The organism is Pseudoxanthomonas sp. (assembly GCF_035999195.1).
GTDB lineage: Bacteria > Pseudomonadota > Gammaproteobacteria > Xanthomonadales > Xanthomonadaceae > Pseudoxanthomonas_A.
Genome location: NZ_DASYGY010000004.1, coordinates 708,478 through 724,716, shown reverse-complemented (window position 1 = coordinate 724,716; position 16,239 = coordinate 708,478). Strand labels below are relative to the sequence as shown.

Genomic DNA, 16,239 nt, shown 5'->3' with positions numbered 1-16,239 from the left:
CGATGCCGCCGTCAGCGCGCGCGTTGCCCGGCCGCGTGCCGCCAGAAGAAATCCACCAGCGGCGGCAGCCGGCCGGCCAGCCCCAGCAGCGGACCGCGCAGCAGGGTCAGGTGCATCTCGTCGGTGGAGAACAGGCGATTGATGCCCTCGAAGGCGTAGGCGGCGGTCGCGTTCTCGCTGCGGCGCGCACGGGCCCAGCGTTCCAGGCGATGCGCCGCGGCCCAGTCGGCACGCCTGGCCTGGGCGGTGCGGATGCCGTCCCGCAGGGCGGCCACGTCGCGCAGGCCGAGATTGACGCCCTGGCCCGCCAGCGGATGCACCACATGCGCGGCATCGCCAGCGACGATGATGCGACCGGCGACGTAGTCCTTCGCCAGTTGGCGCTTCAGCGGGAAGGCCGCGCGCGGCGAGGCGGCTTCCACTTCACCCAATCGCCCGCCCATGGCCAGCGTGAGTTCCCGACCGAAGGCGGCATCGTCCAGCGCCAGCACGCGCTGCGCTTCGTCGTCGGGCAACGTCCAGACGATCGAGCTGAGGCCGTCGGCGAACGGCAGGAACGCCAGCGGACCACTCGGCAGGAAGCGCTGCCAGGCGGTGTCTTCATGGGGATGCTGCGTGCGCACGAACGCGACGACGCCCCGCTGCGCATAGTCGTGCGCAGCGACATCGAGGCCGGCCAGGCGGCGCAGCGTGGAATCGGCGCCATCGGCGGCCACCGCCAGCCGCGCATCGAGGCGCGTGCCGTCGTCCAGCCGCAGGGTGACGCCGCTCTCGTCCTGTTCCATGGCCTCCACGCGCGCGGGGCAGCGCACCTGCACGCCGGCCGGCGGCAACGCGGCCCACAGCCGGTCGACCAGCAATGCGTTCTCGACGATCCAGCCCAGTTGCATGCGGCCCAGCGTGTCGGCATCGAAACGCAGTTCGTCGCCACCGCCGGCATCCCAGACGCGCATGCGCCGGTACGGCTGCGCGCGCGCGTCGCGGACGCTGTTCCATGCGCCGGCCTGGTCGAGCAGCGCCACGTTGTCGGGCGCGAACGCATACACGCGCAGGTCCGGCGATGCCGGCGACCAGCGCGGCGGCTCGCGCCCCTCGACCAGCGTTACCTCGAGCCCTTCGCGCGCCAGCACCAGCGCACAGGCCGCCCCCACCACGCCGCCGCCGACGACAGCGACATCGATCTGGCTCCGACGCTTCATGCCGCCTCTCCCCGGCACAGTGCCGGCACATCGCCGCGGAAGCCCATGGCGCCACCCACCAGGAACGACTGCAGCGCAGGCTGCGCATCCACGGCCACCAAGCCCAGGCTGCGCAGCGGCTTCAGCAAGGGCGACGGGTTCGCGGTGAGCCGCGCCAGCCCATCGGAGAACGCCAGCGTGCGCTCGCGGTCTTCCTGCCGGCGCGCGGCGTAGGCGGCGAGGCTGGCGGGATCGCCCGGATCGTCGCGGCGGGCGATCTCTTCGGCCAGCGTCAGGGCATCGCGCAGGCCGAGGTTGAAGCCCTGCGCGCCGATCGGATGGATCGTCTGCGCGGCATTGCCCAGCACCACTGCGCGCTCGGCGACCAGGCGCTGCGCGACCACGCGGACGATCGGATATGCGCTGCGCTCGCCGCTGCCGGTCAACCGGCCGATGCGCCAGCCGATGGCGTGCTGCAACCGCGCCAGCCAGGCGGCTTCGTCCAGCGCGGCGACGGCATCGGCGTCTTCACGCGCCACCCCATGGATCACGCCCCAGTGACGGTCGCCACGCGGCAGCACGGCGGTGGGGCCGTCATCGCACAGGCGTTCGTACGCCGTGCCGTCCGGCGCCTGCGTGGCGCGCACGCGGGCGACGAACAGGGTCTGGGCGTAGTCGTGCTCGTCCACGCCGATGCCCAGCGCCTCGCGCACGGCACTGCGGGTGCCGTCGGCGGCGACCACCAGCCGGGCATACAGGGTGCGCTCGCCCTCGGCATCGGCGATCCGCAGCACACGGCAACCCGCCTCGTCCGCCGCGAAACCGACGAAACGCGCCGGCCGATGACGGGTGAGCTGCGGGATCTGCCCCAGCCGCGCTTCCAGCGCTTCCCCGAAGTCGCGCGCTACCACGACCTGGCCGAAGGCGTCGCGACCGTAGTCCTGCGCCGCGAGCTTCACGCGGCCGAAGTCGCCCTGCCGGCTGATGTGGATGCGCCGGATCGGCCCGGTAGGCGCGCGCAGGTGCTGCATCACGCCCAGTGCAGTCAGCGCATTGACCGTCGCAGCGGCGAAGCTGAGGTTGCGCTGGTCGAAAACCGCGGGCATCTCCCCCGGCGGGCTGGCCTCCACCAGCCCCACGTCCAGTCCCTGACGGTCCAGGGCGATGGCCAGGCTGGCGCCGACCAGTCCTCCCCCCACGATCACCACGTCATGCCGTTCTTTCATGCGGTCATGATACCGCCCCGTCCCCGACGGGCCCGTGGAGGGCATCGCGCCGGCAAGCTCCGGTAGAATGCGGGGCTGAGTCTCCGGAACCCTGCCGATGAACACCACTTCCCAACGCGCCCTCGTGCTGACGCTGGTCGCCGCCCTGCTGGTCCTCACCCGACTGCACCTGCCCACCACGTTCGGCCACATCGGCCCGTTGCCCGATGCCAGCTGGGCCGCGTTCTTCATCGGCGGCTACTACCTGCGCAGCTGGTCGCGCTGGGCGTTCCCGCTGTTCATGGCCGCCGCCGTCGCCGTCGACTACCTCGTCATCAGCGGCCAGGGCATCAACTTCTGGACGCATTACTGCGTGTCGCCGGCGTACTGGTTCCTGCTGCCGGCGTACGGCGCCATGTGGGCCGGCGGCGCCCTGCTGCGTCGCTACCAGACCGCACACCACGGCCGCACGCTGGCGCTGCTGGTCGGCAGCCTGCTGGGCTCGGTCACCGTCTGCCACCTGCTGAGCCAGGGCAGCTTCTACTGGCTGAGCCCGGTGGTCAGCGAGCCGACGTTCGCCGGCTGGTGGAAGAACTTCTCCGACTGGTATGTGCCGTACCTGCGCGTGGCCGCGATCTACGTGGGCCTGGCCGTCATCGCGCATGTGCTGGTCGAACAGGTCGTGCGCCTGGCCCGGCCGCACGGTCGCACCGCCGACTGACCGGACGGGCAAGCCGATGGGCAACCGCCTCTCGAAGATCTACACCCGCACCGGTGACGACGGCAGCACCGGGCTGGGCGACGGCACCCGCGTCGGCAAGGACTCTGCGCGCGTCACCGCCTACGGGACGGTGGACGAAGCCAATTCCGCCATCGGCGTGCTGCTGGCCGTCCCCAGCGTGGCGGACGACATCCGCGCCCTGCTGACCACCGTGCAGCACCAGCTGTTCGACCTGGGCGGCGAGCTGTGCATCCCGGGCCATGCCGCGATCACCGCCGCGGACGTCGATGCGCTGGAAACGCAACTGGACCGCTACAACGACGATCTGCCACCCCTGAAGGATTTCATCCTGCCGGCCGGCGGCGAGGCCGCCTCGCGCTGCCACTTGGCCCGCACCATCGTGCGCCGCGCCGAGCGCGAGACGGTCACGCTGGCCCGCCACGATGCCGTGCGGCCGGAAGCGATCCGCTACCTCAACCGCCTGTCCGACCTGCTGTTCGTGCTGGCTCGCGTGCTGGCCCGCGCCGACGGCCAGGGCGAGGTGCTGTGGAAGCACGAACGACGGCATTCCTGAGCCGCTGCGCGCCGGTGGAGCGCCGGCAAGGCGCTCGGGAAGCGTTGCCGGGACGGACCAGGCTCTTTGCATGACCGGCCGGATGATCGGTGGGACGCCCTCCCACGTCGCCCCGAAGGTCGAATGCCTGCAACGCCGGCCCGCGCATAGAATGGATGCGGACATCCCTCCGGAGAGGCGGTTCCCGCGCTGACGGGGCGACGCCGGCACCTTGATCATCTATACCCACCCCGCCTGCCTGCTGCACGACCCCGGCCCCGAACATCCGGAGCGGCCCGCGCGGCTGGAGGTGGTACTCGCCGCCCTGCGCCAGCATCACGCCGACGCCGACTGGCGCGAGGCGCCGATCGCCAAACTCGGCGACCTGCGCCGCGTCCACGACGAGGCGCTGGTGCACGAGGTGCTGGAGGCGGACGTCGCCGGCTACCGCATGCTCGACCCCGACACGGTGATGTGCCCGGCCTCGCGCGCGGCCGCGCTGCGGGCGGCCGGTGCCGGCGTGGCGGCGGTGGACGCGGTGATGCATGGCGAGGACCGGACCGCCTTCTGCGCCGTGCGCCCGCCGGGCCATCACGCGACCGGCACGGCGGCGATGGGCTTCTGCCTGTTCAACAACATCGCCGTGGCGGCGGCCTACGCCTGCGAGAAGCACGGGCTGGAACGGGTAGCGGTGATCGATTTCGATGTCCATCACGGCAACGGCACCCAGGACATTTTCTACAACGACCCGCGCGTGGCCTACTTCAGCAGCCACGAATCGGGCATCTATCCGCACAGCGGCGCGCCCTACGAGCGTGGCGTGGGCAATGTATTCAACGCCCTGCTGCCGCCGGGCAGCGGCGGGTTCCGGTTCCAGAACACCTGGGCGGACGAACTGCTGCCGGCGCTGGAGGATTTCAGGCCGCAACTGGTCTTCATTTCCGCCGGCTTCGACGCGCACATGCGCGACCCGCTGGCCGACCTGATGCTGGAGACCGAGGATTTCGGCTGGATCACCCGCCAGTTGCGCCAGATCGCCAACCGCCATGCCGGTGGCCGCGTCGTCTCGATGCTCGAGGGCGGCTACGACCTGGATGCCCTGCGCGACTGCGCCAGGGTCCACGTGGACGCGTTGCGCTGACGCCGGAAGGCGCACGGGTCGATCGCTGAACCCCGACCGACACCGGCCGGAGGCCTTCATTGCCCGCATGCATGGGATACGGCAAGCTAACGACCGTTTTTCGTCCGACAGCGAGTCAAGCACCGCGTGCGCACCGCCCTCCGCCTGCTCCCGTTGCCCTTCAGCATCGCCCTGTGCCTGCCCGCCATGGCCGACGATGAGAAGCCTGAAAGCTGGGCGCTCTGCCCGATCCAGGACGTCATCCCGGCCTTCGACGGCGCAGCGCCGCCTGCCGCGTCCGCCAACCCCCAGCTCACCCGCGAGCAGCGCGCCGACCAGCCCACCTCGATCGAGGGCGACAGCCTGGGCGGCACCGAGACCAATCTGGAGTACCAGGGCAACGTGGCGCTGAGTCGCGGCGACCAGTTCCTGGGCGCCGACAATCTGAAATACGACCAGGAAAACGATACCTACGTGGCCGATGGCCACATCCGTTACCAGGACACCGGCATCCGCCTGATCGCGGACAGCGCGCGCGGCGACCAGGACGCCGATACCCACCAGATCGACAACGTCCGCTACCAGTTGGTCGACCGGCGCGGCAACGGCGGCGCCGACCGCATCGACATGAAGGGACCGCAGGGCAGCCTGCAGCATTCCACGTATTCCACCTGCGACCCCCAGGACCGCCGTTGGGAACTGCGTTCGCGGCGGATCGACATCAATACCGACGATGGCTGGGGCGTGGCGCGTGGCGCGACGATCCGCCTGGGCAAGGTGCCGGTGCTGTACGTGCCCTACCTGAAGTTCCCGATCGACGACCAGCGCCACACCGGCCTGCTCTATCCGGCTATCGGCCTGTCCGGTCGCAATGGCTTCGACTGGAAGCAGCCGATCTACCTGAATCTGGCACCGAATTACGACGCCACCCTGGAGCCGCGCTACATGAGCGAGCGTGGCTTCCAGCTGGGTGCGGAGTTCCGCTACCTGTACGAGAACGGACGCGGTGAGATCCAGGGCACCTGGATGAACAAGGATGACCTGGTGGGAGACCGGCTGCGCGACGAGTTGGCGCGCAATCCGCTCTACGTGCCCGACGAGGACGAGCCCGATCCCGATGCGGGTCGTGGCTTTTTCTCGTACGAAGGTTCCCATCGGTTCAACCGTCACTGGCAGGCGCGCGCGAACCTGGTCTGGCTGAGCGACGCACGTTACCAGGAGGACTTCGGCAACTCGCTGTACGGGCAGGCGTATTCATCGGTCACCAGCACCGCGGGAGTCTATGGCGCGGGCGAATACTGGACCGCTGGCCTGATGGCCGACCGCTGGCAACTGGCCGACTACCTGAGCAGCGAAAGCGCGCTCCCCTACAACCGGCTGCCGCGGACCTACTTCAATTGGAATCAACCGCTGAGTCGGTGGGTCACCGTGGGTGGTCATGCGGAAGCGGTGAAGTTCCAGCACGACGAGAAGGCCGGCGGCAGCCGCATCGATATCAAGCCCACGATTTCGTTGCCGATCCAGGGCGCGGCTTGGTACGTCACCCCGACGCTCGCTTATCGGCATACCGAGTACCGCCTCGAGGCCGATCTGGCCCAGACCATCGCCACGGACCGCGCGCGAGCGGCGTACGGCATCCTGCCGGATCAGCCCGTCAGCGCGGCGCAGGTTGCCGAGTTCTACGACCGCTCGCCCAGCCGCAGCCTCCCCATCGGCTCGCTGGATGCCGGTGTGTACTTCGATCGCGAGACCGAGATCAAAGGCGACCGCTTCCTGCAGACATTGGAACCGCGGCTGTTCTACCTCAACGCCCCGTACCGCGAGCAGGACGGCCTGCCGATCTTCGACACCCGTCCGTTCAACTTCAGCTACGGCCAATTGTTCCGCGACAACCGCTACACCGGACCCGACCGCCAGACCGACGCCAACCAGTTGACCCTGGCGGTGACCACGCGCCTGCTGCGGCAGAAGGACGGCTTTGAGCGGCTGTCGGCCAGCCTGGGCCAGATCCGCTACTTCGACGATAGCCGTGTCGTCCTGCCGGGTGAGGTGCCGCTGGAGAGGGGCAAGTCGGCCTGGGTAGCAGACGCCAACTACGCACCGACCGATCGCTGGACCATCGGCGCATCGTACCAGTGGGACCCGAAGTTCCGCCGCGAAGACCTGGCCAGCGTGCGTGCACGCTACCTGCTGCCGGACGACGGCGTGGTCAACCTCACCTACCGCCGGCGTCGCGATCTGCTGGAACAGGCCGACTTCTCGTTCCTATACCCGGTCACGCCGGCCTGGAGCGTGGTCGGCCGCTACTACCACTCCTTCTATCGCGACGCCGCCACCAACCAGGAGCCCGGCCTGCTGGAAGGCGTGGCCGGCGTCCAGTGGGACAGCTGCTGCCTGGCGGTACGCGCACTGGTGCGCCGGTACGTGCGCAACCGCGAGGGCGACATGAACACGGGCTTCCAGGTCGAGTTCGTCCTGAAGGGCTTGGGCTCGGCGGGCCAGGACACGGACCGTACCCTGCGCCGTGCTATCCTCGGCTACTACCGAGACGACCTCTATCTCGTCCCACCGAGCAATATCGCGCCGCGTCCGGACGACTCCACTTACGCTCCGGATCCGATGCCATGACCAAGCCGTTTTCCCGCCTCCTGATTGCCGGCCTGCTGGCCGTCTCGACCGCCGCCACGCCGGTCCTGGCGCAGACGCTGCAGCCGCTCGACCGGATCGCCGCCGTCGTCAACGAGGATGTGGTGCTGCAGAGCGAACTGGACCGCGCGGTGCAGAACGTGCTGGCCCAGTACGCCAACCAGCCGGGCCAGCTGCCGCCGCGCGCGGTGCTGGAGCGCCAGGTGCTGGAGCGCCTGGTGCTGGTCAAGCTGCAGGTCGCACGCGCCGCGGAAACCGGCGTGCGCGTCAACGACGCCGACCTCAACAACGCCATCAATGCCGTGGCCCAGCAGAACGGCACCACGCCGGATGGCCTGCGCCAGCGGCTCGAAGCCGACGGCATGTCGTTCTCCGAGTTCCGCAATTCGCTGCGCGACGAGATCACCATCCAGCGCCTGAAGCAGAGCTTCGCGCAGAGCCGCATCAACGTCAGCGAAGGCGAAGTCGACGCCGCCCTCGCCGCGCAGGCCGCCAGCGGCACGCAGTACCGGCTCGCGCACATCCTGGTCGCCCTGCCCGACGGCGCCAGTGCCGAACAGATCAGTACCGGCCAAGGCAAGATCGATGGTGTAAAGGCGCTGGTCGACAAGGGAGAACTGGATTTCGCCGCCGCGGCCGTGCGCTATTCCGACAGTCCCAATGCACTGGAAGGCGGCGACCTGGGCTGGCGCAGTGTCGACGAGATCCCGACCGCGTTCGTGCAGATGCTCAAGGACATGCAGCCCGGCCAGGTGGTCGGTCCGCTGCGTGGCCCCAGCGGTTTCCAGTTGCTGAAGCTGGTGGAAGTGCGCGATGCCGCGCAGGCCGAGAAGCGTTCCGTCGAGGAATACAACGCACGCCATATCCTGGTCCGCATCACGCCCACGCAGGACGCGGCCGCCGCGAAGGCCAAGATCGACACGCTGCGCGCCCGCATCGCCGGTGGCGCCGATTTCGTCGCCGTGGCGAAGGAATCCACCGAGGACGCCAACAGCCGCGAGGACGGCGGCGACCTGGGCTGGTTCCCGGCCGACGCGTTCGGCCCGGCGTTCGGCAAGGAAGTCACCAGTCTGCAGGACGGCCAGGTGAGTGCGCCATTCCGTACCGACGCCGGCTGGCACATCGTCCAGCGCGTGGGCAGCCGCCAGACCGACGTGACCGACCAGAACCGCCGCGCCCAGGTGCGCGACACCATCGGTCGCCGCAAGGCCGAAGACGAGTACAACCGCTATCTGCAGGAACTGCGCGGCGAAGCCTACGTGAGCTTCCGCAGCGGGGATCGCGCCGAGACCGCGCCGGGCGGCTGAGATGACGCCCCGGCTGGCGCTGGTCCCGGGCGAGCCTGGCGGCATTGGACCGGAGCTGTGCGTGCGGCTGGCGCAGCGTCCACGCGACGACTGCACGCTGCTGGCCTTCGGCGACGCCGCCACGCTGGCCGCGGCAGCCGAGGCGCTCCGACTGCCCCTGCGGCTGCTGTCCGAGAGTGAGGCCGCCACCGTGCCCGGCGACCTTCGCCTGCGCGCGGTACCGAATGCGGCACCGACGACGTTCGGCAAGACCGATCCCCGCAATGCCGGCGCCGTCATCGATGCACTGACCCAGGCGGCCGATGCCTGCCTGCGCGGCGAACTCGACGGCCTGGTGACCGGCCCGGTCCACAAGGCCGCGATCAACGCCGGCGGCATCGCCTACAGCGGCACGACCGAACTGCTGGCCGAACAGGCGCGTTGCCCGGTGGTGATGATGCTGGCCAACGAGATCGTGCGGGTCGCGCTGGCCACCACGCATCTGCCCCTGCGCGACGTGCCGGACGCCATCACGCACGACGCGCTGGCGCAGGTCCTGCGCATCACCCATGCGTCGCTGCGCACCGGCTTCGGCATCGCCGATCCGGTGATCGCGGTGCTCGGGCTCAACCCGCACGCGGGCGAAGCCGGGCATCTGGGTCGCGAAGAGATCGAGGTCATCGAGCCACTGCTGCGTGAACTGCGCGCCGCCGGCATGCGCCTGGAAGGGCCGCTGCCCGCCGACACCGCCTTCCTGCCGCAGAAGCTGCAGGGCTTCGACGCCGTGGTGGCCATGTACCACGACCAGGGCCTGCCGGTCCTGAAATACAGTGGCTTCGAGCAGGCCGTGAACCTGACGCTGGGCCTGCCGTATCCGCGCGTGGCGGTCGACCACGGCACCGCGCTCGACCTCGCGGGCCGGGGCATCGCCGATCCTTCCAGCCTGTTCGCCGCCGTCGCGACCTGCGCACGCATGGCATTACGGCGAGGAGTGAGTGTGGAGAAGTGAGGAGTGAGGGAGATGTCGCGCCTCCGTCGCTCCCGCCTGCTCCGCTCACTCCTCACTTCTCCACACTCACTTCTGCTCCCAAAGGCTCGCCCCTCCCATGTCCTTCAAGGCTCCCCCCAAGAAGTCCCTCGGCCAGCACTTCCTGACCGACCGCAGCTACATCGACAAGATCGTGATGGCGGTGAATCCGCAGCCCGGCGACCGCCTGGTGGAGATCGGACCGGGCCAGGGCGCGATCACCTTCCCGCTGCTGCGCAGGCATGGCGAGCTGACCGCGATCGAGTTCGACCGCGACCTGATCACGCCGCTGATGGAAGCATCGGAAGGCGTGGGCCGCCTGACGATCATCCACAAGAACGTGCTGGACGTGGACTTCGGCAAGCTCGCCGGCGACGGCAGGATCCGCCTGGTCGGCAACCTGCCCTACAACCTGTCCTCGCCGATCCTGTTCCACGCCATCGAGCATGCCGCGTCGATCCACGACATGGTCTTCATGCTGCAGAAGGAAGTGGTGGACCGCATGGCCGCCGAGCCCGGCAGCAAGGTCTATGGCCGTCTCAGCGTGATGCTGCAGGCATACTGCCGCGTGGATTCGCTGTTCGTGGTACCGCCGGGCGCCTTCCGTCCTCCGCCGAAAGTCGATTCGGCGGTGGCGCGACTGGTGCCGCGCGAGCCGTCGGCCATCGGCATCGCGGACCATCGCCGGTTCGAGGAGGTCGTGCGCGCCGCCTTCGGCCAGCGCCGCAAGACCCTGCGCAACGCGCTGGGCGGCACCTGCACGGCAGACCGGATCGAAGCGGCCGGCCTTCGGCCGGACGCGCGCGCCGAGCAGATCGATGTCGATGGGTTCATCCGCCTCGCCAACCTGCCGGCGGAAGACTGACATCGCCGCAACGCGCGCGTTGTTTCCGCTTTTACGCGCCTTTGCATACACTTGCCGCATGGATTCCCCCGACTACGCCATCGACGTGGATGTCGCCACGCGCTTCCTGGACGACCAGTCAGCGCCGGAAGACGGGCGCTACGTGTTCGCCTACACCATCCGCATCCACAACCGTGGCCGCGTGGCGGCGCAACTGTTGCGCCGCCACTGGGTGATCACCGACGCCAATGGCAAGGTGGAGGAAGTGGAAGGCGAAGGCGTGGTCGGCGAACAGCCGTGGCTGAGGCCGGGCGAGGACTTCCGATACACCTCGGGTGCCGTGCTGGAAACCGCGCTGGGCACCATGCAGGGACGCTACGACATGCTGGCCGACGACGGCACCCGCTTCGACGCCCCCATCGCCCCCTTCACCCTGTCCGTTCCCCGGACGCTGCACTGAGCCCGCCGCGATGACCGTCTGGGCCATCGGCGACCTGCAGGGCTGCTACGACGCGACGCAGCGGCTACTGGAGAAGATCCGTTTCGATCCCGCGCAGGACCGCCTGTGGTTCTGCGGCGATCTGGTCAATCGTGGCGGCCAGTCGCTGGAAACCCTGCGGCTGGTGCATTCGCTGCGGGAGCACAGCGTCGTCGTGCTCGGCAACCACGACCTGTCGCTGCTGGCCATCGGCGAGCGCTCGCCGGACGAGCAGCGCAAGGTCAATCCCGACCTGCAGCGCGTGGTGCTGGCCGACGACGCGCGCGTGCTGCTGGACTGGCTGCGCATGCAGAAGCTGGTGCACGTGGACCGCGAGCTGGGCTGGATGATGGTGCATGCCGGCCTGGCGCCGAAGTGGACCATCACGCTCGCCGAGAAGCATGCGCGCGAAGTCGAGCAGCAGCTTCACGGCAACGCCTACCGCAAACTGTTCCGCAACATGTACGGCGACAAGCCGAACTGGGCGCCGCACCTGTCCGGCCACGACCGTTCGCGCGCCATCATCAACGTGCTCACCCGCATGCGCTACTGCACGCCGCGCGGGCGCATGGCGATCGAGGAGAAGGGCGCCCCGGGCCGCCAGGCGCAGGGCCTGTATCCGTGGTACGAGGTCCCCGGGCGCGCCGAGCGCGACCTGAAGATCGTCTGCGGCCACTGGTCCACGCTGGGGCTGATGATCGGCCACGGCGTGCACGCCATCGACACCGGCGCGGTCTGGGGCGGCAAGCTCACCGCCTTGCGGCTGGACACCGACGATATCGAACTGGTGCAGGTGCCCGGCCGCGACGTGCCGCCGCCACCGAAAGGCGAACTGCCGAAGGATTGAACGCGTAGCATGCGCCGTGCGCGACCGCATGGCCCGCCACCGCGCAGTCGTGCGCATGGCGCACGCTACGTTCGGTCAGATGCGCCGGTACTCGACGAAGTCGAATCCGATGGCATGCTTCGCGTCCGCCGGATGGGATTCACGCGCCACCTCACGCCAGGCCGCCCGATCGAAGGCTGGAAAGAACGCATGCGCATCCTCGACCACGGTATTCACCTCGGTCAGGTGCAGCACGTCGGCACGGTCCAGCGTCACCGCGTAGACCTCGCCACCGCCGATCACGCAAAGCTCCTCGCTCCCCTGCTCCACCGCGATGCGGACCGCCTCGTCCACCGAGGCGACCGCCTGCATGCCCTCGAACGGCACGCTTCCGCTGCGGGTCAGCACCAGGTTCAACCGCCCCGGCAGCGCACGCGCGAGCGACTCGGCCGTCTTCCGCCCCATCAGTACGGGCTTGCCGAGCGTCAGCGTCTTGAAGCGCTTCAGGTCGTCGGGCAGGCGCCACGGCAGATCGTTGTCGCGACCGATGGCGCGATGGCGGTCGAGCGCGGCGATCAGAGATACACGCATCAGACAGGCTCCATGTGGGACTTCGACACCATGCGATCCAGCACCATGTCGAGCAAAGCGTCGTAATCGGAAGGGTGGGACATCGAGCGCTTCGATACGAACAGATACGCAGGCCTCTCGCCATCCCTGCTTTCTTGGAAGACCAGACCCAGTCCGGACCCGCTGTGCACGACCTCACGAAGTTCCGTCCAGCGATAGTGGAAACACATCGATTCGTCGTATTGCCAACTGCAACCGTACTCGTGGAACCGATACTTGCTGACCTGGTCCTTTCCGATTCTAGGCCTCAGCAACGCCCATAGCCTGCGGGCGCGCGATGCCGGATAGCGCAGAAGCAGGAACAGGGCCCATGCCACCATCAGCCCGACCAGGATACTCAGCGCCGTACCCGTATCTGCCTGCTGCGACCAGACAAGGACGGCGCTCAGGAAGAGCGCACCCACCCATGGCTGGAACCGCTCGGCGGGATGGTACTCATGTGTTGCCCACAGGCGATCTTCTTCCAGCGTCAGCCGAATGCTTGTTCGCTGGACGACGGACCATTCCACTCACACCGCCACCGGCGCCTTGATCGCCGGATGCGGGTCGTAACCGTGGATCTCGATGTCGTCGAAGGTGAAGCCGAACAGGTCGGTGACCTCCGGATTGAGGCGTATCGTGGGCAATGCGCGCGGTGTGCGCGACAGCTGCTCGCGCGCCTGGTCGTAGTGGTTGGAATACAGGTGCGCATCGCCGAGCGTATGCACGAAATCGCCCACGCCCAGGCCCGTGGCCTGCGCCACCATGTGCGTCAGCAGCGCGTAGCTGGCGATGTTGAACGGCACGCCGAGGAAGATGTCGCCGCTGCGCTGGTACAGCTGGCAGCTGAGCTTGCCGTCCACCACGTAGAACTGGAACAGCGAATGACAGGGCATCAGCGCCATCTTCGGCAGTTCGGCCACGTTCCACGCGCTGATGACCAGCCGCCGCGAGTCGGGATTGCGCTTGATCTCGTCCACCAGCCATTGCATCTGGTCGATGGTCTGGCCGTCGGCGCCCGCCCAGCTGCGCCACTGCTTGCCGTAGACCGGACCCAGCTCGCCGTTTTCGTCGGCCCATTCGTCCCAGATGCTGACCTTGTTGTCCTTGAGGTAGGCGATGTTGGTCTCGCCCTTCAGGAACCACAGCAGCTCGTGGATGATCGAGCGCAGGTGCAGCCTCTTGGTGGTGACCAGCGGGAAGCCTTCGCTGAGGTCGAAGCGCATCTGCCAGCCGAACACGCTGCGCGTGCCGGTACCGGTACGGTCGGACTTCTCTGCGCCGTGCTCCAGCACGTGGCGCAGCAGGTCGAGGTACTGCTTCATGCGCGCTTCTCCCGGCCGGCATCGGGGACGGGCGCGACCGGCCGCAGGGTCGGTGCGCGGCGCGACAGCCACAGCAGGTACAGGCCCAGCAGCACCAGCGGCACGCTGAGGATCTGACCCTTGGTCAGCCAGCCGAACGCCACGTAGAGGCCTTCGTCGGGCACGCGCACGAACTCGACGAGGAAGCGGAATACGCCGTACATCAGCGCGAACAGGCCGGAGACGAAGTAACGCGGCCGCGGCTTGCGCGACACCAGCCACAGCACGGTGAACATCACCGCGCCCTCGAGGAACGCCTGGTAAAGCTGCGACGGATGGCGCGCGAACGGATCGAGCGCACCGGCGGCGTACTGCGCCTGCAGCTGTGCGGCATCCAGGCCGCGCAGGTCCGGATCGGTCGGAAAGATCACGCCCCAGCCGGCATGCGTCTGCTTGCCCCACAGCTCAGCACCGATGAAATTGCCGAGGCGGCCGAAGCCGAGCCCCGGCGGCACCAGCGGCGCCACGAAATCCATGGTGTCGAAGAAATGCAGGCGGTGCTTGCGCGACCACCACAGCGCCGCGGCCATCACGCCCAGCAAGCCGCCATGGAAGCTCATGCCGCCTTCCCACACCTTGAAGATCGACAGGGGATTGTCGAGGAACGTGCCCAGGCCGTAGAACAGCACGTAGCCGATGCGCCCCCCCAGCACCACGCCGAGCATGGCGTAGAACAGCAGGTCGGAGAACGCCTCGGCGTTGACGCCCGGCAGGCGCCCCTGCGAGGCGCGCAGGCGCCCCAGCCACCAGGCGGTGACGAACGCCAGCAGGTACATCAGGCCGTACCAGTGCAGCTTGACCGGTCCCAGCGAAAAGATGATCGGATCGATCTGGTGGAGGTAGATCATGGGCCTCGGCGTGGCCGGTGGGGAGCGACTATTCTGCCCCACCCGGTCCAGGCGTGGATGACTGGCGCGCGCGTAGAGCCGAGCCTGCTCGGCTGGGCCGGCATCCGGAGCCAGAAGCAGCGGAGCAAGCTGCGCTCTACGGATTCGGTATCAATCCAGCAGATGAGGCCGGTTGGGCAGTTCATCCTCGTCCGGATGCGCGTCCGATTGCGGCCAGTGCCGCGCCAGCAGGTCCGACACCGCACGGATGCCGTCGATGATGGCCTGTTCGGGATGACCTGCGCGCATCTCCTGTTCGATCAGCCGGCAGACCGCGGCCCATTCCGCATCGCTCACGCGCCCCGTGAGGCCGCGGTCGGCCACGATCTCGATCCGATGGTCGGCCAGCAGCAGGTAGATCAGCACGCCGTTGTTGGCTTCCGTATCCCAGGTCCGCAGCCGCACGAAGACGTCGTGCGCGCGCGCCCGCGCATCCGTGCCGGCCAGCACCGCCGCCGGCGGCAGGCTGGACTCCACCGCGAACATCACCTCGCCGCGATGGAGGCGTTCGCCGGCCGCGATGGCGTGGGTGATGCGCTGCAGGCTGCCCTCGGGGAACAGCCGGCGCGACGACGGCGCGAACAGATGGCGCAGCAGGCGCATCACCAGCTCCCCGAGGCGCCACCGCCTCCGGACATGCCGCCACCACCGCCCCAGCCGCCTCCGCCGAAGCCGCCTCCGCCGCCACCGAACCCGCCACCGCTGCCCCATCCGCCGCCGCCCCAGCCACCCCAGTCGCGGTGGCGCGCATAGCCGCCACGGGAAGACCCCGAGACAAGCCCGTAGAGCAGGCCGAACACGCCCGCGATGCCGGCCGGGATCAACGACGACAGCAGCAGCGCGACACCCCCCGCCGCACCGCCCGTGAGCAGGCCACGCAGTCCGGCCGGCGCACGACCGAACACACCTCGTACGACAGTCGCCACGACGAACGCGGCGAACAGCGCGAACAACCAGTCGCCGCCGCGACCGCCACCGGGCTCGCGATGCGTGCTCACCGGTTCGGGCAGGGCCTCGCCATCGATCAGCTTGACCAGCGTCGCGGTGGCATCGGCGATGCCGCCGCCGAAATCGCCGGCGCGGAACTTCGGCGCCAAGTACTCCTGGATCACGCGGTTGGCGATGGCGTCGGGAATGGCGCCTTCCAACCCGTACCCCGGCTGGATGCGCACGCGACGATCGTCCTTGGCCACCAGCAGCAGCACGCCATCGTCCACGCCTTGCCGACCGAGCTTCCACTGGTCGAACACGCGCTGCGTGTACTGCTCGATGGTCTCCGGCTGCGTGGTGGCCACGATGAGCACCTGCAACTGGCTGCCCTTGCGTTGCTGCAGCGCCAGCGCCTGCTGCTCGAGTTGCTGCTTCCGCGCAGCATCGAGCGTACCGGTGGTGTCGATCACCGGCGAATCCAGCGTGGGAATCGCTGCCGGCGCCTGCGCCCATGCCGGCGCGACGGTCAGCAGCAGGCACAGCGCCAGCGCGCGCAGCATCGGCG

At 68.8% G+C, this 16,239-nt stretch carries 15 protein-coding genes and 2 pseudogenes; 9 read left to right on the top strand and 8 right to left on the bottom strand.

Annotation, left to right across the window (positions count from 1 at the left end; genetic code table 11):
* Positions 1–11 precede the first annotated feature (11 nt).
* Together VGN58_RS04025 and ubiH are read right to left on the bottom strand one after the other, a co-directional pair.
* A complete protein-coding gene (locus VGN58_RS04025) occupies positions 12–1,199 on the bottom strand; it encodes a UbiH/UbiF family hydroxylase (RefSeq protein ID WP_327481860.1) in 1,188 nt (395 codons plus the stop codon).
* On the bottom strand, positions 1,196–2,404 hold the full coding sequence (ubiH, locus tag VGN58_RS04020; RefSeq protein WP_327481858.1) for a 2-octaprenyl-6-methoxyphenyl hydroxylase: 1,209 nt from the start codon (positions 2,402–2,404) through the stop codon (positions 1,196–1,198). The genes VGN58_RS04025 and ubiH overlap by 4 nt, the downstream gene beginning before the upstream one ends.
* Before the next feature lie 97 nt (positions 2,405–2,501).
* Here ubiH and VGN58_RS04015 point away from each other — a divergent pair, with 97 nt between their 5' ends.
* The 9 genes and pseudogenes from VGN58_RS04015 to VGN58_RS03975 form a co-directional block, all read left to right on the top strand.
* Entirely contained in the window at positions 2,502–3,104 is a 603-nt protein-coding gene (locus VGN58_RS04015) for a hypothetical protein (protein ID WP_327481856.1), read from the top strand.
* A 16-nt stretch (positions 3,105–3,120) separates the two neighbouring features.
* The gene (locus VGN58_RS04010; protein ID WP_327481854.1) at positions 3,121–3,678 is read left to right on the top strand and encodes a cob(I)yrinic acid a,c-diamide adenosyltransferase; all 558 of its coding nucleotides are present in this window, start codon (positions 3,121–3,123) and stop codon (positions 3,676–3,678) included.
* Between the two features lie 211 nt (positions 3,679–3,889).
* Entirely contained in the window at positions 3,890–4,798 is a 909-nt protein-coding gene (locus VGN58_RS04005; protein WP_327481852.1) for a histone deacetylase family protein, read from the top strand.
* A gap of 126 nt (positions 4,799–4,924) precedes the next feature.
* Positions 4,925–7,405: an LPS assembly protein LptD gene (gene lptD, locus VGN58_RS04000; RefSeq protein ID WP_327481850.1), complete on the top strand. Its 2,481-nt coding sequence runs from the start codon at positions 4,925–4,927 to the stop codon at positions 7,403–7,405.
* Positions 7,402–8,712 (top strand): annotated as a pseudogene (locus VGN58_RS03995) (peptidylprolyl isomerase); the annotation flags it as partial. The gene lptD and the pseudogene VGN58_RS03995, both read left to right, overlap by 4 nt.
* A 19-nt stretch (positions 8,713–8,731) precedes the next feature.
* Positions 8,732–9,718, top strand: a complete 987-nt coding sequence (pdxA, locus tag VGN58_RS03990) for a 4-hydroxythreonine-4-phosphate dehydrogenase PdxA (protein WP_327481848.1) — start codon at positions 8,732–8,734, stop codon at positions 9,716–9,718.
* Positions 9,719–9,815: 97 nt separating this feature from the next.
* Positions 9,816–10,601, top strand: coding sequence for a 16S rRNA (adenine(1518)-N(6)/adenine(1519)-N(6))-dimethyltransferase RsmA (rsmA, locus tag VGN58_RS03985; protein WP_327481846.1), 786 nt, complete (start codon positions 9,816–9,818; stop codon positions 10,599–10,601).
* Between the two features lie 58 nt (positions 10,602–10,659).
* On the top strand, positions 10,660–11,040 hold the full coding sequence (apaG, locus tag VGN58_RS03980; RefSeq protein ID WP_327481844.1) for a Co2+/Mg2+ efflux protein ApaG: 381 nt from the start codon (positions 10,660–10,662) through the stop codon (positions 11,038–11,040).
* Between the two features lie 10 nt (positions 11,041–11,050).
* Positions 11,051–11,896, top strand: a pseudogene (locus VGN58_RS03975) (symmetrical bis(5'-nucleosyl)-tetraphosphatase); the annotation flags it as partial.
* An 84-nt stretch (positions 11,897–11,980) separates the two neighbouring features.
* Here VGN58_RS03975 and VGN58_RS03970 read toward each other — a convergent pair.
* The 6 genes from VGN58_RS03970 to VGN58_RS03945 form a co-directional block, all read right to left on the bottom strand.
* Entirely contained in the window at positions 11,981–12,475 is a 495-nt protein-coding gene (locus tag VGN58_RS03970; RefSeq protein WP_327481839.1) for a dihydrofolate reductase, read from the bottom strand.
* Positions 12,475–13,023, bottom strand: coding sequence for a hypothetical protein (locus VGN58_RS03965; protein WP_327481837.1), 549 nt, complete (start codon positions 13,021–13,023; stop codon positions 12,475–12,477). The genes VGN58_RS03970 and VGN58_RS03965 overlap by 1 nt, the downstream gene beginning before the upstream one ends.
* Entirely contained in the window at positions 13,024–13,818 is a 795-nt protein-coding gene (locus VGN58_RS03960) for a thymidylate synthase (RefSeq protein WP_327481835.1), read from the bottom strand.
* Positions 13,815–14,705 (bottom strand): prolipoprotein diacylglyceryl transferase, encoded by an 891-nt coding sequence (gene lgt, locus VGN58_RS03955; RefSeq protein WP_327481833.1) that lies wholly within the window; start codon positions 14,703–14,705, stop codon positions 13,815–13,817. The genes VGN58_RS03960 and lgt overlap by 4 nt, the downstream gene beginning before the upstream one ends.
* A gap of 150 nt (positions 14,706–14,855) precedes the next feature.
* Positions 14,856–15,347: a TPM domain-containing protein gene (locus VGN58_RS03950; protein ID WP_327481831.1), complete on the bottom strand. Its 492-nt coding sequence runs from the start codon at positions 15,345–15,347 to the stop codon at positions 14,856–14,858.
* Positions 15,347–16,234, bottom strand: coding sequence for a TPM domain-containing protein (locus VGN58_RS03945; RefSeq protein ID WP_327481829.1), 888 nt, complete (start codon positions 16,232–16,234; stop codon positions 15,347–15,349). Before VGN58_RS03945 ends, VGN58_RS03950 begins: the two co-directional genes overlap by 1 nt.
* Positions 16,235–16,239: the final 5 nt, after the last annotated feature.